General features: G+C 71.0%; 18 protein-coding genes. 5 read left to right on the top strand and 13 right to left on the bottom strand.

Annotation, left to right across the window (positions count from 1 at the left end):
• Both OHT57_RS14480 and map read right to left on the bottom strand, forming a co-directional pair.
• Positions 1-648 carry a biliverdin-producing heme oxygenase gene (locus OHT57_RS14480; protein ID WP_328746796.1) on the bottom strand — a complete coding sequence of 216 codons (648 nt, stop codon included), beginning with the start codon at positions 646-648 and terminating at the stop codon, positions 1-3.
• 165 nt (positions 649-813) lie between these two features.
• On the bottom strand, positions 814-1,671 hold the full coding sequence (gene map, locus OHT57_RS14475) for a type I methionyl aminopeptidase (protein WP_328746795.1): 858 nt from the start codon (positions 1,669-1,671) through the stop codon (positions 814-816).
• Positions 1,672-1,729: 58 nt separating this feature from the next.
• Between map and OHT57_RS14470 the strand changes: the two genes are divergently transcribed.
• On the top strand, positions 1,730-1,957 hold the full coding sequence (locus tag OHT57_RS14470; RefSeq protein WP_328746794.1) for a hypothetical protein: 228 nt from the start codon (positions 1,730-1,732) through the stop codon (positions 1,955-1,957).
• Between the two features lie 41 nt (positions 1,958-1,998).
• Here the strand turns inward: OHT57_RS14470 and OHT57_RS14465 are convergent, their stop codons facing one another.
• Positions 1,999-3,270 (bottom strand): MFS transporter, encoded by a 1,272-nt coding sequence (locus OHT57_RS14465; RefSeq protein ID WP_328753196.1) that lies wholly within the window; start codon positions 3,268-3,270, stop codon positions 1,999-2,001.
• Between the two features lie 181 nt (positions 3,271-3,451).
• Positions 3,452-4,054, bottom strand: a complete 603-nt coding sequence (locus tag OHT57_RS14460) for a hypothetical protein (protein ID WP_328746793.1) — start codon at positions 4,052-4,054, stop codon at positions 3,452-3,454.
• A gap of 192 nt (positions 4,055-4,246) precedes the next feature.
• On the opposite strand from OHT57_RS14460, the gene npdG reads away from it, so the two are divergent.
• The gene (npdG, locus tag OHT57_RS14455; RefSeq protein ID WP_328746791.1) at positions 4,247-4,963 is read left to right on the top strand and encodes an NADPH-dependent F420 reductase; all 717 of its coding nucleotides are present in this window, start codon (positions 4,247-4,249) and stop codon (positions 4,961-4,963) included.
• Positions 4,964-4,997: 34 nt separating this feature from the next.
• Here npdG and OHT57_RS14450 read toward each other — a convergent pair whose 3' ends face one another.
• Entirely contained in the window at positions 4,998-6,230 is a 1,233-nt protein-coding gene (locus tag OHT57_RS14450; RefSeq protein ID WP_443053446.1) for an RNA-guided endonuclease InsQ/TnpB family protein, read from the bottom strand.
• A 283-nt stretch (positions 6,231-6,513) separates the two neighbouring features.
• Between OHT57_RS14450 and OHT57_RS14445 the strand changes: the two genes are divergently transcribed.
• The gene (locus OHT57_RS14445) at positions 6,514-6,693 is read left to right on the top strand and encodes a hypothetical protein (protein WP_328746790.1); all 180 of its coding nucleotides are present in this window, start codon (positions 6,514-6,516) and stop codon (positions 6,691-6,693) included.
• Here OHT57_RS14445 and OHT57_RS14440 read toward each other — a convergent pair.
• Positions 6,683-7,483, bottom strand: a complete 801-nt coding sequence (locus OHT57_RS14440; RefSeq protein ID WP_328746789.1) for a site-2 protease family protein — start codon at positions 7,481-7,483, stop codon at positions 6,683-6,685. The two genes, OHT57_RS14445 and OHT57_RS14440, sit on opposite strands and share 11 nt — an antisense overlap.
• Before the next feature lie 546 nt (positions 7,484-8,029).
• Between OHT57_RS14440 and OHT57_RS14435 the strand changes: the two genes are divergently transcribed.
• Positions 8,030-11,362 (top strand): AfsR/SARP family transcriptional regulator, encoded by a 3,333-nt coding sequence (locus OHT57_RS14435; RefSeq protein ID WP_328746788.1) that lies wholly within the window; start codon positions 8,030-8,032, stop codon positions 11,360-11,362.
• A 19-nt stretch (positions 11,363-11,381) separates the two neighbouring features.
• Here OHT57_RS14435 and OHT57_RS14430 read toward each other — a convergent pair whose 3' ends face one another.
• The 6 genes from OHT57_RS14430 to OHT57_RS14405 form a co-directional block, all read right to left on the bottom strand.
• Positions 11,382-12,209: an ABC transporter permease gene (locus OHT57_RS14430; RefSeq protein ID WP_328746787.1), complete on the bottom strand. Its 828-nt coding sequence runs from the start codon at positions 12,207-12,209 to the stop codon at positions 11,382-11,384.
• Entirely contained in the window at positions 12,206-13,231 is a 1,026-nt protein-coding gene (locus tag OHT57_RS14425) for an ATP-binding cassette domain-containing protein (protein ID WP_328746786.1), read from the bottom strand. Before OHT57_RS14425 ends, OHT57_RS14430 begins: the two co-directional genes overlap by 4 nt.
• 130 nt (positions 13,232-13,361) lie before the next feature.
• Complete coding sequence (locus OHT57_RS14420; protein ID WP_328746785.1) at positions 13,362-14,582, bottom strand: MFS transporter; 1,221 nt, start codon at positions 14,580-14,582, stop codon at positions 13,362-13,364.
• Between the two features lie 104 nt (positions 14,583-14,686).
• The gene (locus OHT57_RS14415; protein ID WP_328746784.1) at positions 14,687-15,736 is read right to left on the bottom strand and encodes an endonuclease/exonuclease/phosphatase family protein; all 1,050 of its coding nucleotides are present in this window, start codon (positions 15,734-15,736) and stop codon (positions 14,687-14,689) included.
• A 249-nt stretch (positions 15,737-15,985) separates the two neighbouring features.
• Positions 15,986-16,618, bottom strand: a complete 633-nt coding sequence (locus OHT57_RS14410) for a TetR/AcrR family transcriptional regulator (RefSeq protein ID WP_328746782.1) — start codon at positions 16,616-16,618, stop codon at positions 15,986-15,988.
• Between the two features lie 111 nt (positions 16,619-16,729).
• Positions 16,730-18,316: an MFS transporter gene (locus tag OHT57_RS14405; protein ID WP_328746781.1), complete on the bottom strand. Its 1,587-nt coding sequence runs from the start codon at positions 18,314-18,316 to the stop codon at positions 16,730-16,732.
• A gap of 182 nt (positions 18,317-18,498) precedes the next feature.
• Here OHT57_RS14405 and panB point away from each other — a divergent pair, with 182 nt between their 5' ends.
• A complete protein-coding gene (gene panB, locus OHT57_RS14400; RefSeq protein WP_328746780.1) occupies positions 18,499-19,365 on the top strand; it encodes a 3-methyl-2-oxobutanoate hydroxymethyltransferase in 867 nt (288 codons plus the stop codon).
• A gap of 224 nt (positions 19,366-19,589) precedes the next feature.
• Here panB and OHT57_RS14395 read toward each other — a convergent pair whose 3' ends face one another.
• The gene (locus OHT57_RS14395) at positions 19,590-21,626 is read right to left on the bottom strand and encodes an NAD(+) synthase (RefSeq protein WP_328746779.1); all 2,037 of its coding nucleotides are present in this window, start codon (positions 21,624-21,626) and stop codon (positions 19,590-19,592) included.
• Positions 21,627-21,758: the final 132 nt, after the last annotated feature.

Genomic DNA, 21,758 nt, shown 5'->3' with positions numbered 1-21,758 from the left:
TCACGCCGACAGCGGGAACTCCTCGCCCAGCGCCCGGAAGACGTTCGTGTTCAGCGCGAACGCCCGCTTGCACTCGGCCACGATCCGCTGCTTCTCCAGGTCGTCCGCGCGCACCGCGTCCAGGAGTTCGCGGTAACCCCGCTTGAAGGCGGCGGGGTTGGGGATGTCCTCGAAGACGTAGAAGCGGACGCCGTCGCCCTTCTTCTCGAAGCCCCAGGTCCGCTCCGCCCGGTCGCGGATGATCTGGCCGCCGGAGAGGTCGCCGAGGTAGCGCGTGTAGTGGTGCGCGATGTATCCGGCGGGCCAGGACCGCGCGCACTCGCGCACCCGGTCCGCGTAGGCCTGGGTGGCGGGCAGCGCCGACGCCTGCGCCCGCCACCGCGGGCCCCGCAGGTGCGCCAGGTCCCGCTCCAGCGCCCGCAGCCGGAACAGCTCGGGCCGGATGAAGCCGCCCGCCACCGGGTCCGCCCCGAGCTTCTCGGCGCTGGCCTCCAACGCCTCGTAGACGAACCACAGTTGCTCGGTGTAGCGCGCGTACGCGTCGACGCCGAGCCTGCCTCCCAGGAGGTCGCTCATGAACGTCGAGGTCTCCGCCTCCACGTGCTGCTCGTGGGACGCGGTGCGGATGAGTGACGAGAACGAGTTCATGGGGAGATCCATAGCCAGATTTTCTATGGTTAGGCTTACCTAAGTCAACGAGTTGCCGACCTTCTGTCGGTAACTTTTCCGACAGTGTGTCGGCAAAAACCCGTCCGGGCAACAGAAAGCCCGCCCTCCCGAGGGAGAGAGCGGGCCGTCGGTCGCGGGCGGGGGCTACGGCAGCGTGAGGATCTCCGCCCCGGACTCCGTCACCACCAGCGTGTGCTCGAACTGTGCCGTCCGCTTCCGGTCCTTCGTGACGACCGTCCAGCCGTCGTCCCACATGTCGTAGTCGTGTGTCCCGAGCGTCAGCATCGGCTCGATCGTGAACGTCATGCCCGGCTGGATGACCGTCGTCGCGTGCGGGCTGTCGTAGTGCGGGACGATCAGGCCCGAGTGGAAGGACGAGTTGATGCCGTGGCCGGTGAAGTCACGGACCACGCCGTAGCCGAAGCGCTTGGCGTACGACTCGATGACCCGGCCGATGATGTTGATCTGTCGGCCCGGCCTGACCGCGTTGATCGCGCGGGTCAGGGACTCCCGGGTGCGCTCGACCAGCAGCCGGCTCTCCTCGTCGACCTCGCCCACCAGGTACGTCGCGTTGTTGTCGCCGTGCACCCCGCCGATGTACGCCGTCACGTCCAGGTTGACGATGTCGCCGTCCCGGAGCACGGTCGAGTCCGGAATGCCGTGGCAGATCACCTCGTTGAGGCTCGTGCACAGGGACTTCGGATAGCCCCGGTAGCCCAGCGTCGACGGGTAGGCGCCGTGGTCGCACATGTACTCGTGCGCCACCTTGTCCAGTTCGTCGGTGGTCACCCCGGGAGCGATGATCTTCGCCGCCTCCGCCATCGCCCGCGCGGCGATGCGGCCGGCGACCCGCATCGCCTCGACGGTCTCCGGGGTCTGCACCTCCGGTCCGGTGTACGGCGTCGGCGCGGGCTTGCCGACGTACTCGGGGCGACGGATGTTTCCGGGCACGGAACGGATGGGAGACAGCTCCCCGGGCACGAGCAACGACTGGCCAGACATGCCGACGAGTCTATCCAGCGCCGATGGGGGAACATGTCGGTGGCGAGAGGAGCAGGTCATGCCCTTGTTCAAGAAGCGCACGGTCGGCAAACCGGGCGAGTGGTACTACTGCCTGCAGCACAAGAAGGTCGAGGAGGGCCCCGAGTGCCCGGCCAAGGACCGGTTCGGGCCGTACGCGACCCGCAAGGAGGCCGAGCAGGCGATGGCGACGGCCCGCGAGCGCAACCTGGAGTGGGAGAACGACCCCAAGTGGCACGACGCCACCGCGACCGCCGAGGACGACTGAGCGGGCCGCGACCGGTCCCGGCGCGGCTGCCCCGCGTCTGATCACGCCTCCATGGGAGCCGGCGCGGCTGCCTCACGTTGCTTCCGCAGCCGCGTCGCATGCTCGTTCGTGCGCACGTCGTACGACATCAGCCCCGGCAGACACAGCGCGAGCAGGCCCACGGCTCCCGCACACAGCAGGCCGCCCGACCACACCGACGTCCGCACACCCCACCACGAGGCGAAACCGCCGGCCCTGACCTGGCCGACGGTCGGCCCCACCGAATACGACAACAACTCGATCCCGGCGAGCCGCCCGCGCAGCTCGTCCGGGATCGTCTGGTTCCACATGGCCCCGCGGAAGACCCCGCTGACCATGTCGCAGCCCCCGGCCACGGTCAGGAACAGCAGCACCAGCCATACGTCCCCAACACTGCCGGCGGCCGCGATCGCCAGGCCCCAGAGCCCGGCCGACAGCACCACCATCCGGCCGTGGTGGTGGACCCGCGAGGTCCAGCCACTGGTCAGGCTCACCAGCAGCGCCCCCAACGGCACGCTCGCGTACATCAGCCCCAGCGACCACTCGGCGTTCAGCTCGTCCGCCAGGAACGGCAGCAGGGCCAGCGGCATCGCCAGGAACATCGCGGCCAGGTCGACGGCATAGGTACCGAGGAGTTCCTTGCGGCCCCAGGCATACCGCGCCCCCTCCGCGATGGCCCTGAGCGACGGCTTCGCGGCCTCGTGGGAGGCGGGGGAGGCAGCGATGCGCACCATGAGCACGACCGAGACCACGAAGGTCAACAGGTCGGCGCCGTACGCCCAGCCGAGGCCCGCGTACGCCACCACCACGCCCGCCAGCGCCGGGCCCGCGACCCCGCCGACCGTCCAGCGGAAGGAGTTCAGCGAGGCCGCCGCCGGGAGGTGGTCGTGGGCCACGATCCGGGGCCACAGGGAGTCGAGCGCGGGGCGCTGTACCGAGACCAGGGCGGAGGAGAGGGCGGCGACCACGTACAACGGCCAGACGGTGGGGTGCGGGAGCAGGGCGTTGACCAGCAGGCCGACGCTCAGCAGGCCCTGTCCGGCCTCCGTCCACACGATCAGCTTCCGCTTGTCCCACGCGTCGGCGAGCGCGCCGCCGTACAGCCCGAAGACGAGGAGGGGCACGAGTTCCACGGCCCCGATCGCGCCCACCGCCGCCGCCGAACCGGTCAGCTCCTTCAGCTGGACCGGCAGCGCGACGAACGTGAGGAAGCTCCCGAAGTTCGAGACCAGCCCCGCGTACCACAGCCGCCGGAAGTCCCGGGAGGCCCGCCACGGGGCGAGGTCGGGCAGCATCGCGCGAAGGCCGGAAGGGGCGTCGGGGGGTTCTGGGGCGTCGTGGGTGTCGTCGGTCACGAAGGGCCATGGTCGGGGGAGGAGCGGGGGGCGGGCAAACGCTTTTCGGCGGGTACGCCGTCCACCTCGCGGCGGGTCGGCGGGTCGGCTCACTGGCTCAGGGGCGACCGCCGGCTTCGTGTCACCAGCCGGCCGGCGGGGGTGCCGTCAGGTGGTCGGCCAGGCTCGACAGACGGTCCCGGAACCGTCGTTGGCCCCGGGGTGCGGGCACGGCGTTGTCCCCGGCCGCCGCGCTCACCAGATGCTGCACGGTGTCCAGATCGAGATCCGTGGCCTCCGGCACGGCGAGCGACTCGTGGGCCATCGCGGCGAGCTCGCCCTCGCCCGGCCCGAGGGACAGGATCGTCGCCCCGGCCCGCCGGGCGTCGTGGACGTGTTCCAGCAGCGGGGCGCCCGGCCCCGCCGGGGACACCACCAGCAGGGTCTCCCCGCGCCGGGCCGCCGCGAGCCGGCCCGGGCCGACCGACAGATGCGCCGGGTCGGAGGCCCGCGCGTCGTGCCGTACGAGCGTCGGCGCCAGCTCCGGAGTGCCCGACCAGGCCGCCTCGTCGACCAGATGGGCCGCCAGGTGCCACGGTTCGTACTCCGGTGTCCCGACCAGCAGCAGGCCGCCGCCGTGCGACACCACCGACCCGCGCAGCACGCCCCCGAAGCGGCGGGTGGCTTCCAGCCACTCGGTCCCGGCGAGCACTTCACGCAGCAGCGCGACCCGTACGGCGTCCATGGGGCCGCATCCTGCCGCAAACGGCCCTCTGCGACCCGGGGTTCACCCCGGATTCGCCCGAACCGGGCAAGGGGACGGCCCGCCCCCGCACTCCGTTCCCGCCGACAGCGAGCGGACCGCGTTCCGGGGGGTCCCCCGTGACGCGGCTCACCTGACCGGCCGGGTCCGGCGGGGCGCACGTAAAGTCGGCCCATGACCTCTACCGACAGTGCTGCACAGCCCCCCGCGAAGGCCCCCGCCAAGGACCCGTGGGACCTCCCCGACGTCTCCGGTCTCGTCGTCGGCGTGCTCGGCGGGACCGGCCCGCAGGGCAAGGGCCTCGCCTACCGGCTCGCCCGGGCCGGCCAGAAGGTGATCATCGGCTCGCGGGCCGCCGACCGCGCGCAGGCCGCCGCCGACGAACTCGGCCACGGCGTCGAGGGCGCCGACAACGCCGAGACCGCGCGCCGCAGCGACATCGTGATCGTGGCCGTGCCCTGGGACGGCCACGGCAAGACCCTGGAGTCCCTGCGCGAGGAACTCACGGGCAAGCTGGTCGTCGACTGCGTCAACCCGCTCGGCTTCGACAAGAAGGGCGCCTACGCGCTGAAGCCGGAGGAGGGCAGCGCCGCCGAGCAGGCCGCCGCCCTGCTGCCGGACTCCCGGGTCGCCGCCGCCTTCCACCACCTGTCGGCCGTGCTGCTCCAGGACCCGGAGATCGAGGAGATCGACACCGACGTGATGGTGCTGGGCGAGGAGCGGGCGGACGTGGAGATCGTGCAGGCGCTCGCCGGCCGCATCCCCGGAATGCGCGGCGTGTTCGCGGGCCGGCTGCGCAACGCCCACCAGGTCGAGTCGCTGGTCGCCAACCTGATCTCGGTGAACCGCCGGTACAAGGCGCACGCGGGGCTGCGGGTCACGGACGTTTGAGTCCTCCCCCTCGTGAACGAGGGGGATTCCTGGCTCAGGCCGCCTCCTGGAGCAGCGCTCCGGGAGGTCTTACGCCCTCGACACCAGCCGGGTTGAGACCAGCCCGGACGAGCATCACGCGGGCGGAGTTCTTGTCTCTGGGCGAGACGGCTCTGCACGCGGTGCAGGTGTAGGTACGTTCTGACAGCGGCAGTGCGTGCTTGGCTCTCGCTCCGCAGTGCGCGCAGTCCATGGTGGTGTGTGCGGGGTGCACGAGCCGGACGTCCCGCCCGTGCTTGCGGCCCATCTCGGTCAGGGCCTGCTTGGTCGCGCCGATGGCGGCGTCGGCCGCCTTGCGGGCCATCGAGGACTTGGCGAGGAACCTCGGGCGGAAATCCTCCACCGCGATCGCGTCATGGTCGCGGACGACCTTCTTGGCCCACTTGCGACCGGTGTCCTCCCGCTGCCGGGCGGCCTTCTTGTACGCCTTCGCGCGCAGCTTCCTGGCCTCGCGGTAGCCCTTCGAGCCGGGCTGCCCCTTGGCGGGTTTGCGGCGGGCCATCATCCGGTCGTACCGCGACAGCTTCGCCTGGGCTTTCCTGCCGTGCTGGGCGTGCGGGAGGTCGTGGGCGTCCGAGGTGGTGGTGGCGGTCTCCTTCACGCCCCAGTCGACGCCGATTACCGCGCCCGTCGAGGGCAACAGCTGAATTTCGGCCGGGACGACGAACGAGGCGTACCAGTGGCCGACACTGTCCAGGTACACCCGCACGGAGGAGGGTTCGGCGGGCAGGTCCCGCGACCACACGACCGTCAGCACGATGTTGCCCGCCAGGTGCAGCAGGCCGTCCTGGAGCCGGAAGCCGCGCTTCGTGTAGTTCAGGCTTGGGTCGGCCTCGTGCTTCTTCTTCCACCTGGGCATTCCGGCCCGCTGCCGCTGGGGCAGACGATCCCGCACGTCCTTCTGTGCCTTCGCACGGGACTTGCCGAAGTCGCGGATGATCTGCTGCTGAGGAACCGACGAGCCCTCCCGCAGCCACGCAGTGCGGGAGCGGGCCTCGGTCAGCATTTTGTCGAGTTGCGCGGGACCGCACGTCCGCTTGCCCTCGCCCTCGGGCCGGTGCTGGTTCCAAGCGTGCTCGGCCCTGGACTTGGCGACACACTCGTTCCACACCCACCGGCACCGGCTCCACTCGGCTTCCAGGGCCGTGCGGGCGGTGGACGATACCCGCAGACGGAACGTCCACCGGGCATGCGCGGCAGCCTGTGCGACCGCCCCCACTCCCGCCACGCCCCTCACCCCCTCCACACCCCCGGACCGGAAGGCCGCAGCCTGCCGACGTCTTGTGAGGAGACCGTATGTGCGACAACCGCACGCCCATCCCCTGATCGCACAATGAACACTCCAACCAGCGACTACCGGCACACGCGTTCGCACTCCCCGCTCCGCAACACCGGGATGCCATTCCTCCCCGGCGTAAACACCGGGGCATCCTGACAAGAAGAGAGGTGAGCCGATGGGGGACACTGGTCGCCGTAACGCAGCAGTGTCCCCCTGACAGGAGCCCGTGGAAATGCCCCGCCTCGCCCTCTACGCCCTCACCGTCTGCCTCCTCGCCGTCGCCGCGGCGGTCGTGTCCTTCGTCCAGGGCAGCTGGCTGGGCATCGTGTGGGTGCTGCTGGCGGGGCTGTCGTCCAACATGTGCTGGTACTACGCGAAGCGCGAGAAGATCCGCCGGTCGGTCACTGGCTGACCTGGCAGAACTGGCTCGTGTCCTCCCAGAACCGGTACAGGTTCTGACCGCAGTACGAGTCGAGGTCGCTGATCCCGAGGCTCTTGAGGATCGCGTCGATGATGTCGAAGAAGGCGCTGTTGACCGACGGCACCCACAGCAGCGCGAACACGAACAGCAGGCCGAACGGCGCGAAGGGCTCCACCTGGCGCTTGATGCCGTACGACAGCCAGGGCTCGATGACGCCGTAGCCGTCCAGGCCCGGCACCGGCAGGAAGTTCAGGAGCGCGGCCGAGACCTGGAGCAGCGCGAGGAACGCCAGGGCGTACCGGAAGTCGCGCGGTACGCCGTCGAGGGCGTCCAGCCAGAACGGGGCCGTGCACACGACGGCGAACAGGACGTTGGTCAGCGGGCCCGCCGCCGAGATCAGACTGTGCCGCCAGCGGCCCTGGATCCGGTTGCGTTCGATGAAGACCGCACCGCCGGGCAGACCGATGCCGCCCATGATCACGAAGATGACGGGGAGCACGATGCTGAGCAGGGCGTGGGTGTACTTCAGCGGGTTGAGGGTCAGGTAGCCCTTGGAACCGACTGTGATGTCGCCGCTGTGCAGGGCGGTACGCGCATGTGCGTACTCGTGCAGACACAGCGAGACGATCCATGCGGCCGTCACGAACAGGAAGACGGCGACACCCGGCTTCTCGGCGAAGCCGCTCCACGTGGCCCAGCCCGTCACCGCCGTCACGGCGACGATCCCGAGGAAGACGGGGCTGATCCGCCGTTCGCTGTGGCGGGTGGTGGCGGTGGTCATGGGGCTCCCTGGACTGGACATGCGCGCGGTGGGACTGCCCGACGGTACCGGGCACAGGTGAGAACGTCTCGCGGTGGGGCGGGGGTTCCGTGTGGACCGGGGGTGTTGGGTGCGGGTTCGGGTGCGGGTTGGTGGGGGCGGGCGTTTTTTGCGCAGTTCCCCGCGCCCCTATTACGCCTGAGGGTGCGTTGTGGGTCGGGGCCGGGGTGGGGGGTGTCCGTCCTCGGTCCGGCGGCTCGGCCTCTTGAGAAGTGCTCTGCAACGGACGCCGGCCGCTGCGGGCGGACACCCCCCACCCCGTCCCCTTCACGCCGTACGCGTCTGCACGCGCGTCCACCGTCCCCACCCAGGGGCGCGGGGAACTGCGCGACCAGCCACAACGCACCCGCAGCCGCCCGATCCCCGAACCCGGCACCCCCCTGGGCGCCCGGCCCGAGCCCAGCGCGGCTGTCCGCGGGGAACTGCGCGACCGGCCACGACGGGCCCGCAGCCGCCCGACACCCCGCTCCCTAAACCCCGTGACCGGCCCCGTCCTCACCAGAGACAATGGATCCCGTGCGCTATCGCATCCTCGGCACCACGCAGGCACTCCGTTCCGACGGCACGTCCGTCCCGGTCGGCGGGGCGCGGCTGCGTGCGCTGCTGACCGTTCTCGCGCTGCGGCCCGGCCGTACCGTCCCGGTGAGCGTTCTGGTGGGCGAGGTGTGGGACGGCGACCCGCCCGCCGACGCGACGGGCGCGGTGCAGGCGCTGGTGGGGCGGCTCAGGCGGGCGCTCGGGGCGGAGTCGGTGGCCTCGGTGGAGGGCGGGTACCGGCTGACCGCGATGCCGGACGACATCGACCTGCACCGCTTCCAGCGGCTGGCCGGTGACGGCACGCGGGCGCTGGCCGACGGCGACGCGGCGAAGGCGGCCGTGGCCCTGGACGACGCCCTCGCCCTGTGGCGCGGCCCGGCGCTCGCGGACCTGCCCGACCGTACGGCCGAGGCGGCCCGCGCCGAGGCCCTTCGCCTGGACGCCCTCCGGGCCCGGCACTCCGCCGCGCTCGCCCTCGGCCACGCCGACCGGGCCCTGCCCGAACTCACCGCCCTGTGCGACACCCACCCCCTGGACGAGCCTCTGCAGTCCCTGCGCCTGCGCGCCCTGCGCGACACGGGCCGTACCGCGGAGGCACTGGCGGCGTACGAGTCCGTACGGCAGTTGCTCGCGGACCGGCTCGGCGCGGACCCGGGGCCGGAACTGCGTTCCCTGCATGGGGAGTTGCTGCGCGCCCCGGCAGCCGCCCTCGCGGCCGACCCGGACGCCGGACCGCCCGCCTCCTCGTCGAGCCCGGGCACCCGCACCCCCTCCACATCCATCGCCCCCGCACCCCCCGGCAACCTCCGCGCCCGGCTGACCTCCTTCGTCGGCCGGGAAGCCGACATCGAGGCGATCCGGGGTGACCTCGCGACCGCGCGGCTCGTCACCCTGCTCGGGCCGGGCGGGGCCGGGAAGACCCGGTTGTCGCAGGAGGCCGCCGAGACCCTGGGGCACGCGGTGCAGGACGGGGTGTGGCTCGCCGAACTCGCCCCCGTCGACGACCCGGACGCGGTGCCGGAGGCGGTGCTCACCGCCGTCGGTGCCCGCGAGACCGTGCTGTACGGCGCCGGTGCCGAGGCGATGCGTGCCGCCGGGAGCGACCGGCACGACGACCCCGTGGAGCGGCTCGCCGAGCACTGCGGCAGGCGCCGCATGCTGCTGATCCTCGACAACTGCGAGCACGTCGTCGAGGCGGCCGCCCGTCTCGCCGAGACACTCCTGGAGCGCTGTCCGGGGCTGACGGTGCTGGCCACCAGCCGTGAACCCCTCGGTGTGCCGGGGGAGTTGCTGCGCCCCGTGGAGCCGCTGCCGGAGCCGGTCGCGCTACGGCTGTTCGCGGACCGGGGCACCGCGGCCCGGCCGGGGTTCCGCGTCGACGACGACGCCGAGGCGTGCGCCGAGATCTGCCGCCGTCTCGACGGCCTGCCGCTCGGCATCGAGCTCGCCGCCGCCCGGCTGCGGATGTTGACGCCACGTCAGATCGCCGACCGTCTCGACGACCGCTTCCGCCTGCTCACCTCCGGCAGCCGTACGGTGCTGCCCCGGCAGCAGACGCTGCGGGCCGTCGTCGACTGGTCGTGGGACCTGCTCGACGAGGAGGAGCGGGACGTGTTGCGACGCCTGTCCGTCTTCGCCGGCGGCTGCGACCTGGAGGCCGCCGAGGCCGTGTGCGGCCCCGCCGCCCTGGAGTCGCTGGGCTCGCTCGTCGACAAGTCCCTTGTCGTGGCGGCCCCTTCGGGCGACGGCGAGATGCGCTACCGGCTCCTGGAGACCGTCGCCGAGTATGCGGGGGAGCGCCTCGACGAGACGGCCGGCCTGCGCGCCGACGCGGAGCGCGCGCATCTGACGTACTACCGCGAACTCGCCCGCACCACCGACCCGTTGCTGCGCGGGCACCGCCAACTCGCCGCCATCGGACGCCTGGAGCGCGAGTACGAGAACCTGCGCACCGCCCTGCGCCGGGCCGTCGCCGACCGCGACGAGCAGGAAGGGCTGTGTCTGATCCTGTCGCTGGCCTGGTACTGGCAGATGCGCGACCTGCGTATCGAGGCCCGCAACTGGTCCCGGGAGGTCCAGACTCTCGGCCCCGACCCCTTCACCGAGCCCGTCCGCCCCGCCGTACCGGTGTGGGAGCGCTGCACGGACACCCCGCCGCCGTGGTCCGGCGAGGTTCTGGAGGAGGCCCGGCGCGGCGCCCATCTCGTCCATCTTGCCTGTATGGACACCGAGTTGGACGCCTGGCAGAACCAGCACGCGCAGTCGAAGCTGCGTGCCATCGCCGCCACCTACCAGCCCGGCATGGCGCAGACCTGCCGGATGCCGGGCTCCCTGTGGTTCTTCGCGATCATGCTCACCGGGGACATGGACCGGCTGCGGGACGTCATCAGGGCGACCGTCGACACCTGCCGGGCCACTCCGGGCTACGAGTGGGAGCTCGCCGCCGCCCTGCAGTGGCGGGCGAACCTGCTCGCCAACCGCTCCGACTGGGCGGGCGACGCCATCCAGGACGCCGAGGAGGCGCTGGACATCTATGAGCGCCTCGGCGACCTGTGGGGCACCGCCGAGGCGTTCTCCGCGCGCGCCGAGGCCCATGAGCGCAAGGGCGAGTGGCACGCGGCCGCCGCCGACTACGGGACGGCGATCGAGCGGGCCGAACAGCTCGGCGCCCGCGCCCAGAGGTCCGTGCTCAACGCCCGGCTGGGCAGCGCGCTGCTGGAGACCGGGGAGGCCGAGCGCGGCGAACGTCTGCTGCGCGAGGTGATCGCCGACCAGGACGGTGCCCGCAACGAGGCGATGCCCGCCGCCCGGATGTTCCTCGCCGGGCGGCTCGGCCTGACCGGCCGCATCCCTGAGGCACGCGAGCAACTGAAGCTTCTGCGCGAGCAGTTCGGCATCGCCCACTTCGTCATCTTCGACGCGTTCATCCTCGGCTCGGAGGCCTGGCTGGAGGCGGTGGACGGCTGCTACGAGGAGTGCCTGACGCTGGCCCGCCGGGCTCTGGAGAAGTCCGAGGACCCGCTGGCCCTGACCATCGCCCCCCATATGCGCACCATGTACCTGCACACCGCCGCTCTCGCCCTCGCCGGGGCGGAGGGCGGCGCCCGGGCCGGCGACGGCGCCCGCTGTCTCAGGGCGGGGGACGTGCTGCTGCCGGCCGGCCATGTCCCGACGACCATCGAGCGCTCCGTGCGAGGCAGTGCCGAGCAGGAGCTGCGCGCGGTACTCGGTGACGCCGCCTACGAGTCGGCGTACGCGGAGGGCGACGGACTCTCCCCGCAGGAGGCCGCCGCCCTGGTGTGACGCGCACCGAACCCGAAGGTCAGCTCTTCGTACGGAACTTGTGGATCGCGTACGGTGCCGCGACCGCAGTGATGGCCGCCGACCAGCCGAGCGTCACCCACAGGTCGTGGGCGACCGGGCCGCCCACCATCAGCCCGCGGGCCGCGTCGGCGAGGGTGGACAGCGGGTTGTAGTCGGTGAAGTGCTCGAGCCAGCCCGGCATGGAGTTCGTCGGCGCGAAGATCGACGAGCCGAACTGCAGCGGGAACAGCACCAGGAAGCCCATGGCCTGCACGGACTGCGCGTTCTTCAGGACCACGCCCAGGGTGAGGAACACCCACATGATCGACGAGGCGAACACGGTGGCCAGACCGACCGCCGCGAACAGCCCGCCCCAGTGGTTGATGTGGAAGCCGACCAGGACGGCGACGATCATGAGCACGGTGGTCGCGAACAGCATCCGCAGCAGTTCTACGGAGATCTTCGCGAACAGCACCGAGCCGCGGCCGATCGGCAGGGACCGGAAGCGGTCCATGACACCGGAGTTGAAGTCCTGGCTGAAGCCGGTGCCGACGCCCTGCGAGAGCGTCATGCTCATCATCGCGATCATGCCGGGGATGACGTACTGCACGTATCCGCTCTGTCCGCCGCCCAGGGCCTGCCCGATGGAGCCGCCGAAGACGTACACGAACAGCAAGGTGAAGACGACCGGCATCAGCAGCGCGTCGAACATCGACTCGGGGTCCTGCCGGATCCACAGCAGGTTGCGGCGGACGAGAGCGCCGGTGTGACGCAGATGGCTGCGCAGCGGGATCCGGGCGTCGGTGTCGATCGTGGTGGCGGTGGCGGTGGCGGTTGCGGCGCTCATACGGCGACCTCCTCGCGGTTGTCGGCGGGCAGGGTGTCCTGCGGGGCGCTGGCGCGGTGGCCGGTGAGGGACAGGAACACCTCGTCCAGGCTGGGCAGTTCGGTGCTGATGGAGGAGAGGGTGATGCCGCGCGCGGTGACGGCGCCGACCACGGCGGTCAGCTGCTCGTCGCTGAGGATCGGGACGACGACGGTGCCGCTGTCGGCGTCCACGGCGCTGGTGGCGAGCCCGGTGATGCCGAGTTCGTCGATCCACCCGGCGAGCGGCCGCAGCTGCAGCGGGTCGACGGGCCGCACCCGCAGCGAGCGCCCGCCGACCTTCGCCTTGAGCTCCTCGATGGCTCCGTCGGCGATGACCTTGCCGTGGTCCACGACGGTCAGTTCGGAGGCGAGCTGCTCGGCCTCCTCCATGTACTGGGTGGTCAGCAGGACGGTGACGCCGTCCCCGACCATCCGTTTGACCTCGTCCCACACCTCGAGGCGGGTGCGGGGGTCCAGGCCGGTGGTGGGCTCGTCCAGGAAGAGCACCTGGGGTCGGCCGATCATGGATGCGGCGAGGTCGAGCCGGCGCCGCATACCGCCGGAGTAGGTACTCGCCGGCCGCTTCGCCGCGTCCGTCAGGGAGAACCGCTCCAGCAGCTCGTCGGCCCGGGTGCGGGCCTCCTTGCGGGGCAGGTCGAGCAGCCGCCCGATCATGTAGAGGTTCTCCCAGCCCGGCAGCTTCTCGTCCACCGAGGCGTACTGCCCGGTGAGTCCGATCACCCGCCGCAGCTGCCGGGGCTGCCGTACGACGTCGTATCCGGCGACGGTCGCCGCCCCGGAGTCGGGGGCGAGGAGGGTGGACAGAATCCGTACGAGGGTGGTCTTGCCGGCGCCGTTCGGCCCGAGCACACCCCGTACGGTGCCCTCGCGCACATCCAGGTCGACGCCGTCCAGCGCCTTGGTCTCGCCGTAGTGCTTGACCAGCCCCCGTACGGACACGGCGGCGTTTCCGCCCTTGGGGTTCTTGTCGATTCGCGTCATACCGAGGACGGTGCCAGCCCCCGCCGACAAACCACCGACAGGTCGCCTACAGGGACCTACAGGCCGCCGACACGCCCGGCAGAGCGAAGGGGCGCCCGGGTTGCCGGGCGCCCCTTCGTCGTACGACCGCTCAGTGGTGCACGGCCTCCGCGTGCTCCGGCAGATGGGCCGCGACCAGGCGCTCCCGGCCGGTGGACACGGCTCCGCGGCGGCGGTCCACGGTCGTGGCCACGCCCGCCACCCCGAGGCCGAGCACGGCCAGTGCAGCGCCGGTCAGGGCGGGGGACGTCACGCCGAGGCCCGCGGCCAGGGCGAGGCCGCCGATCCAGGCGCCGCCGGCGTTGGCCAGGTTGAAGGCGGCCTGGTTGGCGGAGGAGGCCAGCGACGGGGCGGCCGACGCCTTCTCCATGACCATGAGCTGGAGCGGGGAGCCGGTGATGAAGGCCGCGGTGCCCAGGAGGACGACCGCCACCGCCGCGCTCCACGGCGCGGACATCAGCAGCGGAAACAGGGCGAGGACCACGACCAGCGAGGTCAGACCGCCGAACAGGGTGCCCCGCAGCGAGTGGTCGGCCAGCCGTCCGCCCAGCAGGTTGCCCGCCGTCGCGCCCACGCCGAACAGGGCGAGGAGCAGCGTCACACTGGAGCCGGCGTATCCGGCGGAGTCCGTGAGCATCGGCGTGATGTAGCTGTACGCGGCGAACAGCGCGCCGAAACCGGCGACCGTCGTGCCGAGCGCCAGCCAGACCGGGAGGGACTTCAGGGCGGCCAGTTCACCGCGCAGGCCCACCCGGGGCGCGTGCGCGTGGTCGTGCGGGATCAGCAGGGCCAGCGACGCTATCGCCGCCAGGCCGATCGCGCTGACGCCGAGGAAGGTCGCCCGCCAGCCCAGGTGCTGGCCCATGAGGGTGGCGACGGGCACGCCCGCGATGTTGGCGAGGGTCAGGCCGAGGAACATCAGGGACACCGAGCGGGCCTTGCGTTCCGGCGCCACCATGCCGGTGGCGACGACCGCGCCGACACCGAAGAAGGCGCCGTGCGGCAGTCCGCTGACGAACCGCGCGGCCAGCAGCCAGCCTTCGCCGGGGGCGAAGGCGGAGGCCGCGTTGCCGGCCACGAACAGTCCCATCAGAGAGATGAGGACCGTGCGGCGGGACATGCGGGCGGTGACCGCGGCGAGCAGCGGGGCGCCGATCACCACGCCCAGTGCGTACGCGGAGACCAGGTGACCGGCGGTGGGGATCGAGATGTTCAGGTCGTCGGCGACATCGGGCAGCAGGCCCATCATCACGAATTCGGTGGTGCCGAGACCAAAAGCGCCGACGGCCAGTGCGAGCAGGGCCAAGGGCATAGAAGAGCCGAGCCTTTCAGGGGAGAGCGGAGTTCCGTACCAGTTTATGTTCAAGTACGGAACAAATGCTCCCCGGCCCCCTATTCCAACGGGGTCCCGGCAGGTTACGAGGACGTGGCGATGTTCACACGCGCGGCCACCGGCAGATGGTCGCTGCCCGTCTGCGGCAGCGTCCACGAGCTCACCGGCTCCACGCCCTGCACCATGATCTGGTCGATCCGCGCCATCGGGAACGACGCCGGCCAGCTGAACCCGAAGCCGCTGCCCGCCGCGCCCTGTGTGGAGCGCATCTGCGAGGTGACGGCGTTGAGCGCGCGGTCGTTCATCGTGCCGTTGAGATCGCCCAGCAGGATCTTCCTGGGGAGCTTCTCGTCCGCGATGGCCTCACCGAGCGCGTTGGCGCTCTTGTCACGCTGCCGGGCCGTGAACCCGGCCGCCAGTTTCACCCGTACGGACGGCATGTGCGCGACGTACACCGCGATCCGCCCCTCCGGAGTGGTCACGGTGGCGCGCATCGCCCGGGTCCAGCCCAGCTTGATGTCGACGGCCTGCACACCGGTCATCGGGTACTTGCTCCACAGCCCGACGGTGCCCTCGACCGCGTGGTACTTGTACGTCGCCGCCAGCGTCTTCTCGTACACCGGTACGGCCGCCGTGGTCAGCTCCTCCAGGGCCACCACGTCCGCACCGGAGGCGGCCACGTCCCGGGCGGTGCCGGTCGGGTCGGGGTTGTCGGCGTTGACGTTGTGCGTGGCCACCGTGAGATCGCCGCCGGTGGCGGACTTGTCGGAGAGCAGCCCGCCGAAGACGTTCAGCCACACGACCGCCGGCAGCAGTACCGCGATCAGGGCGGTGGCGGACCTGCGGACGAAGCCGAGCACGAGCAGCACCGGGACGAACACGCCCAGCCAGGGCAGGAAGGTCTCGGTGAGGCTGCCGAGGTTGCCGACCGCGTTGGGGATCTGCGCGTGCAGCAGCATCACCAGGGCGATCACCACCGCGAGCGCGGCCAGGACGATCCCGCGGCGCCAGATCCGCCGGTCGCCGCGCCAGCCGGAGACCGTACGGCCGAGCCGGCGCCGGAACCGGTCTCTGCGGCGCTCGGGCCCCGAGCCGCTGTCCGCCGTCTCCCTCACGTACGCCTGCTGCGCCATACCGTCGCCTCACTACCTGCCGTGCACACCGTTCACCCCGTTGCCGTGGGGTGTCAGACACCCCATAAGACCCTAGGGGATGATCGGCTTTCATCTCGTCGTCCCATGACGACCGTACGGGGGCGATGACGTACAAGTCGGCTTCCCGAGTTCCGTGTTCCCGATGGGAAAGCGCCCTCTGTGACGAAACGCGCACACTCGGGCTGCCGGGCGAGGAACCGGCACAGGGGCCGCGCACCGACTCCGGGGCTAGGAACTGACGGGGCGTAGCCCTTCGAGCACGGTGTCGACGATCTGCTCCGAGAGGCCCTCCGGCAGGTCGGCCTCGGGCTGCATGATGGTGCGGAACAGCATGGGGCCGAAGAACATGTCGTTGATCAGCTCGACGTCGACGTCCGTGCGGAGTTCGCCGTTGTCCTGACCGCGCCGCAGGATCTCGGCCTGGAGTTCACGGCGGGGCGCGACGACGATCGCGTGGTACGCGGCCCAGATCTTCGGGCTGCTCTTCATCTGGGCGTGGACGTTGTGCAGCAGGGCGGAGGAGCGCCTCAACAGCCCGCGCCGGCGCAGCTGTTCGAGGAGGGCCACGAGGTCGTCGCGCATGGAGGTGCCGGGGAGGTCGATGTCCGGCGGCTCGGCCGCGCGCAGGACGTCGACGAAGAGCTCCTCCTTGCCGCTCCACCGGCGGTAGATGGCGGCCTTGCCGACGCCGGCGGTACGGGCGATCCGCTCGATGGACAGATCCGACAGCGGCAGGCCGTCCTCCAGGAGCCCGACCACTCCTTCGAGGATGGCCCGCTCCACCGCCTCGCTCCGGGGGCGGCCTCTGACCGACCCGGCCGGCACGTCGGAACTCGGCGGAACACCGGCGGGGCTGCTCACGTCACTCCCGTCCTCTCGCTTCTGTGGGCTGAGGTGATTCTCCCCCGCGTACGATCCCGCCGACGCCTCGCACGCCCGCGGCCCCCCGGCCCTGGCCCCCCGGCCCCCGCGTCACTCCGTGACGGTCACCAACTCCTGCTCGTCCGAACCCTTCTGAGGACCCGCCGGCCGGCCGGGCAGGAACAGCCACACGACGAGGGCGCCGACCAGTGCCACGCCCGCTCCGCACAGCGCGGTGACGTGCATCGCGTGCAGGAAGGCGTCGTTGGCCGAACCGACCAGGGCGTCGCCGCGCGGGCCGAGCTTCTCGGCGACGCCGAGCGTGGCCTCGATGGACTCGCCCGCGGTGTGCCGTACACCGGCCGGAACCACTCCGAGCTTGTCCTCGATGCCGTTGCGGTAGGCCGTGGAGAGCACCGAGCCGAGCACGGCGATACCGAGCGCGCCGCCGACCTGGCGGAAGGTGTTGCTGAGTGCGGACGCGGAACCCGCCTTCTCGCGCGGCAGGGCCTGCATGATGACGACGCTGGTCGGCGTCATGATGTGCGCCATGCCGGTGCCCATGAGGAAGAAGATCACCTCCAGGAGCCAGATCGGCGTGTCCGCCTCCAGCGCGGCGAACGCCATCAGCATCGCGGCGATCAGCAGCATTCCGCCCGTGGTCGTCGCCCTGTTGCCGAAGCGGTCGACGACCAGCCGCGCCCGGGGTGCGAAGACCAGCTGTGCCACGGCCAGCGGCAGCATCAGCAGACCGGTCTGCAGCGGCGAGTAGCCCCGCACGCTCTGGGTGTAGAAGACCGAGAAGAAGGTCACACCCATCAGCGCGAAGAAGACCAGACCGATGGCGCCGATCGCGGCCGAGAAGACCTTGTTCTTGAAGTACGTGACGTCGATCGACGGATGGTCGCTGCGCTTCTCGAACACCACGAAGGCGACGAGCACGGCGACACCCGCGCCGATGGTGGCCAGGACGGTCGCGTCCGTGAAGTCGGCGAGCTGGCCGCCCTTGATGATGCCGTAGACGAGCAGGACCAGGCCGATGACGGACAGCACGACACCGATGGGGTCGATACGGCCGGGGCTGGGGTCGCGGGAGTCGGGCACCAGCCACAGCATCAGGCCGAGGGCGAGCACCACGATCGGCACGTTGATGAGGAAGACGGAGCCCCACCAGAAGTGGTCGAGGAGCACACCGCCGGTGATCGGCCCGATGGCGATGGCGAGTCCGACGCCGCCCGCCCAGATGCCGATGGCCTTGGGCTGCTCGTCACGCTCGAAGACGTTCATCAGGACGGCGAGGGTGGCGGGCATCACGAACGCGGCACCGAGACCCATCAGCGCGCGGAAGGTGATCAGCTCTCCCGGCGAACCGGAGGAGGCCGCGAGCGCGGAGCCGACGCCGAACACGACCAGGCCGCCGAGCAGGACCTTCTTGCGGCCGAGCCGGTCGCCGAGCAGGCCCGCGGTGAACAGGAGACCGGCGAAGACCAGGGTGTAGGCGTTGATCGCCCATTCCAGTTCGCTCTGGGTGGCGCCGAGGCCGGTAGGAGCCGGGGTCGAGATCGTCTTGATGGCGACGTTCAGGATCGAGTTGTCGAGCACCACGATCAGCAGGCTCAGCATCAGCACGCCGAGGATCGCCCAGCGGCGCCGGTGCACCGCTTCCGGTATGCGGGAATCAGGGACTGCGGTAGTCATGAGGGCGAGCGTAGCCCTATTACGATACGGAACCGTCTCGTATCGTAAATCCTTTACCGAGACCTTACGTGCCTGAACGGTCACACCGACCCCCTCTGGCCCTCCCTGGCACGAGGTGCCACCATGGAGGTGATCCGGGGACGCCGTGAGGGTGCCTCGAGATGACGTAAGGAGCCGTTGCAATGACGCAGCTTTCGGCTGTCCACAGCAAGCCTTCCGACGGCAGCAAGGCGCTGTACGGAGGGAAGGGCACCCGCCGCATCACTGTTCGGGACATCGCCCTCGCCAAGGAACGCGGCGAGAAGTGGCCCATGCTCACCGCATACGACGCGATGACCGCGTCCGTCTTCGACGAGGCCGGCATCCCGGTCATGCTCGTCGGCGACTCGGCGGGCAACTGCCATCTCGGCTACGAGACCACCGTGCCCGTCACGATGGACCAGATGACCATGCTGTCGGCCGCCGTCGTACGGGGCACCTCGCGCGCCCTGATCGTCGGCGACCTGCCCTTCGGCTCCTACCAGGAGGGCCCGGTGCAGGCGCTGCGCTCGGCGACCCGGCTGGTCAAGGAGGCGGGCGTCGGGGCCGTGAAGCTTGAAGGCGGCGAGCGCTCGCACGAACAGATCCGGCTGCTGGTCGAGTCCGGCATCCCGGTCATGGCCCACATCGGCCTGACCCCCCAGTCCGTCAACTCCATGGGCTACCGCGTCCAGGGCCGTGGCGAGGAGGCGGCCCAGCAACTGCTGCGCGACGCCAAGGCCGTCCAGGACGCGGGCGCGTTCGCGGTGGTCCTGGAGCTGGTCCCGGCGGAGCTCGCGGCCGAGGTCACCCGGGTCCTGCACATCCCGACCGTCGGGATCGGTGCCGGTCCTGAGACCGACGCGCAGGTCCTCGTCTGGACCGACATGCTCGGCCTGACCGACGGCCGGGTCCCGAAGTTCGTCAAGCAGTACGCCAACCTGCGCGAGGTCATGACCGGCGCGGTGAAGGCCTTCGCGGAGGACGTCGTCGGCGGCACGTTCCCGCTGGACGAGCACTCCGTCCACTAGGGCCCGACGGCCCGTCTGAGCCATAGCGGCACCATGCGCCCCGCCGATCTTCCCCCGTCGGCGGGGCGCCCCGTTTTCCAGGTCAGGAACCGGCCTACTGCCCGTGTGTCGTCGTCGGCGACCGGGATGCGGATCGCCCAGGAGACCTTCGACGTGGAGATGACCGGGAGGAGCGAGGGGCGGGGGAGCGCGCCGATACCTCCCGGGGGCGTGCCCCCCACCGACTAGTCGAAGCGGCTGAGGTCCCGCAGCCAGGCCTTCGCCGAACCGTCCGACGGTGCCCGCCAGTCACCGCGCGGCGACAGCGACCCGCCCGCCGAGACCTTCGGCCCGTTCGGCATGGCCGAGCGCTTGAACTGCGCGAACGCGAAGAAGCGTTTGCAGAACACCTCCAGCCACCGCCGGATCTCCGGCAGGTCGTACGCCCCGCGCTTGGCCTCGGGGAAGCCCGGGGGCCAGGCACCGGCATCGGCGTCGTGCCAGGCGTGCCAGGCCAGGAAGGCGATCTTCGACGGCCGGAAGCCGTACCGCAGCACATGGAAGAGCGTGAAGTCGTGCAGCGCGTACGGGCCGATCTTGGACTCGGTGGACTGCATCTCCTCGCCCGGCACGAGCTCCGGGCTGATCTCGGTGCCGAGGATCGCGGCGAGGATCTCACCGGTCTCCTCCTCGAACTGGCCGCTGCCGATGACCCAGCGGATCAGATGCTGGATGAACGTCTTCGGCACGCCCGAGTTGACGTTGTAGTGGCTCATCTGGTCGCCCACGCCGTACGTGGACCAGCCGAGCGCCAGTTCGGAGAGGTCACCGGTGCCGAGCACGATGCCGCCGCGCTGGTTGGCGAGCCGGAACAGGTAGTCGGTTCGCAGCCCGGCCTGGACGTTCTCGAAGGTGACGTCGTACACCGGCTCGCCGGCGGCGAACGGGTGGTCCATCTCCTTGAGCATCAGCCGCGCGGTCGGTGTGATGTCCAGCTCGGCCGCGGTGACGCCGAGGGCAGCCATCAGCTTGTGGGCGTTGTCCTTGGTGTGGTCGCTGGTGGCGAAGCCGGGCAGCGTCCAGGCCAGGATGTCGCTCCGCGGACGCCCTGCGCGGTCCATCGCACGGGCGGCGACGATCAGCGCGTGCGTGGAGTCGAGGCCGCCGGACACCCCGATGACCACCTTCGGGCCGCCGATCGCCGCGAGCCGCTGCTGCAGTCCGGCGACCTGGATGTTGTAGGCCTCGTAGCAGTCCTGGGCGAGCCGGTCGGCGTCGGCGGGCACGAACGGGAAACGCTCCAGACGGCGCCTGAGGCCCAGGTCGCCCGAAGGCGGGTCGAGTTCGAACGACACCGTACGGAAGTCACCGGTCCGCGCCCGGTGGGTACGCCGGTTCTCGTCGAACGTGCCCATCCGCATCCGCTCCTGCCGCAGCAGGTCCAGGTCCACGTCGGCCACCGCGTACTCGTCGCCCTGCGGGAACCGCTCGGTCTCGGCCAGCAGGACGCCGTTCTCGTGGATCATGGCCTGTCCGTCCCAGGACAGGTCGGTGGTGGACTCTCCCAGACCGGCCGCCGCGTAGACGTACGCGGCGAGACAGCGGGAGGACGCCGAGCGGCACAGCAGCTTGCGGTCCTCGGCCCGTCCGACCGTGATCGGGCTGCCGGACAGGTTGACCAGGACGGTGGCACCGGCGAGGGCGGCCTCCGCGCTGGGCGGCACCGGCACCCACATGTCCTCGCAGATCTCCGTGTGCAGCACGAGACCGGGGACGTCGGCCGCCTCGAACAGCAGATCCACGCCGAACGGTACGGTCTCGCCGCCGACCCGGATCGAGCCGCCGCGTTCGTCGGCGCCGTCGCCGATCTGCCGACGCTCGTAGAACTCGCGGTAGTTGGGCGGGTACGACTTCGGTACGACACCGAGGACCCGGCCGCGGTGCACGATCACCGCGCAGTTGTAGACCCGGTTGCGATGGCGCAGCGGGGCCCCGACGACCAGCACCGGGAGCAGGTCGGCCGAGCCGGCGACCACATCCCCGAGGGCCGTCTCGGCCTCGTCGAGCAGCGCGTCCTGGAGCAGCAGGTCCTCGATGGAGTAGCCGCACAGTCCCAGCTCCGGGAAGACGGCGACGGCGACCCCTTCCGCAGCGCACCGGCGCGCGTGGCGCAGTACCGCTTCGGCGTTGGCGGGCGGGTCCGCGATGACGGTGTGACCCGTACACGCGGCGACGCGTGCGAACCCGTGCTGATAGATCGACCAGAAGTTCAAGGCAGGCACACGATCAGTGTAATCGTCAGAGCGACGCGATGGGGTGGAGGGGGGTGTGGGTCGCTTCACGCGGGGCCGGGCGGCCGTCCGAGGTCATCACTGGCTGACGGTCGGGCAATGATCTTCCGATGCCCATTGCTG

Source organism: Streptomyces sp. NBC_00285, assembly GCF_036174265.1.
In the GTDB taxonomy this organism is placed as follows: domain Bacteria; phylum Actinomycetota; class Actinomycetes; order Streptomycetales; family Streptomycetaceae; genus Streptomyces.
This window is presented reverse-complemented; position numbering and strand designations above follow the sequence as displayed.

What these genes read in the sequence shown, in the direction of transcription:
- OHT57_RS14480 (WP_328746796.1), bottom strand. Translation starts at nt 648, where the DNA reads ATGAACTCGTTCTCGTCACTCATCCGCACCGCGTCCCACGAGCAGCAC.
- map (WP_328746795.1), bottom strand. Translation starts at nt 1,671, where the DNA reads ATGTCTGGCCAGTCGTTGCTCGTGCCCGGGGAGCTGTCTCCCATCCGT.
- OHT57_RS14470 (WP_328746794.1), top strand. Translation starts at nt 1,730, where the DNA reads ATGCCCTTGTTCAAGAAGCGCACGGTCGGCAAACCGGGCGAGTGGTAC.
- OHT57_RS14465 (WP_328753196.1), bottom strand. Translation starts at nt 3,270, where the DNA reads ATGCTGCCCGACCTCGCCCCGTGGCGGGCCTCCCGGGACTTCCGGCGG.
- OHT57_RS14460 (WP_328746793.1), bottom strand. Translation starts at nt 4,054, where the DNA reads ATGGACGCCGTACGGGTCGCGCTGCTGCGTGAAGTGCTCGCCGGGACC.
- npdG (WP_328746791.1), top strand. Translation starts at nt 4,247, where the DNA reads ATGACCTCTACCGACAGTGCTGCACAGCCCCCCGCGAAGGCCCCCGCC.
- OHT57_RS14445 (WP_328746790.1), top strand. Translation starts at nt 6,514, where the DNA reads ATGCCCCGCCTCGCCCTCTACGCCCTCACCGTCTGCCTCCTCGCCGTC.
- OHT57_RS14440 (WP_328746789.1), bottom strand. Translation starts at nt 7,483, where the DNA reads ATGACCACCGCCACCACCCGCCACAGCGAACGGCGGATCAGCCCCGTC.
- OHT57_RS14435 (WP_328746788.1), top strand. Translation starts at nt 8,030, where the DNA reads ATGGATCCCGTGCGCTATCGCATCCTCGGCACCACGCAGGCACTCCGT.
- OHT57_RS14430 (WP_328746787.1), bottom strand. Translation starts at nt 12,209, where the DNA reads ATGAGCGCCGCAACCGCCACCGCCACCGCCACCACGATCGACACCGAC.
- OHT57_RS14425 (WP_328746786.1), bottom strand. Translation starts at nt 13,231, where the DNA reads ATGACGCGAATCGACAAGAACCCCAAGGGCGGAAACGCCGCCGTGTCC.
- OHT57_RS14420 (WP_328746785.1), bottom strand. Translation starts at nt 14,582, where the DNA reads ATGCCCTTGGCCCTGCTCGCACTGGCCGTCGGCGCTTTTGGTCTCGGC.
- OHT57_RS14415 (WP_328746784.1), bottom strand. Translation starts at nt 15,736, where the DNA reads ATGGCGCAGCAGGCGTACGTGAGGGAGACGGCGGACAGCGGCTCGGGG.
- OHT57_RS14405 (WP_328746781.1), bottom strand. Translation starts at nt 18,316, where the DNA reads ATGACTACCGCAGTCCCTGATTCCCGCATACCGGAAGCGGTGCACCGG.
- panB (WP_328746780.1), top strand. Translation starts at nt 18,499, where the DNA reads ATGACGCAGCTTTCGGCTGTCCACAGCAAGCCTTCCGACGGCAGCAAG.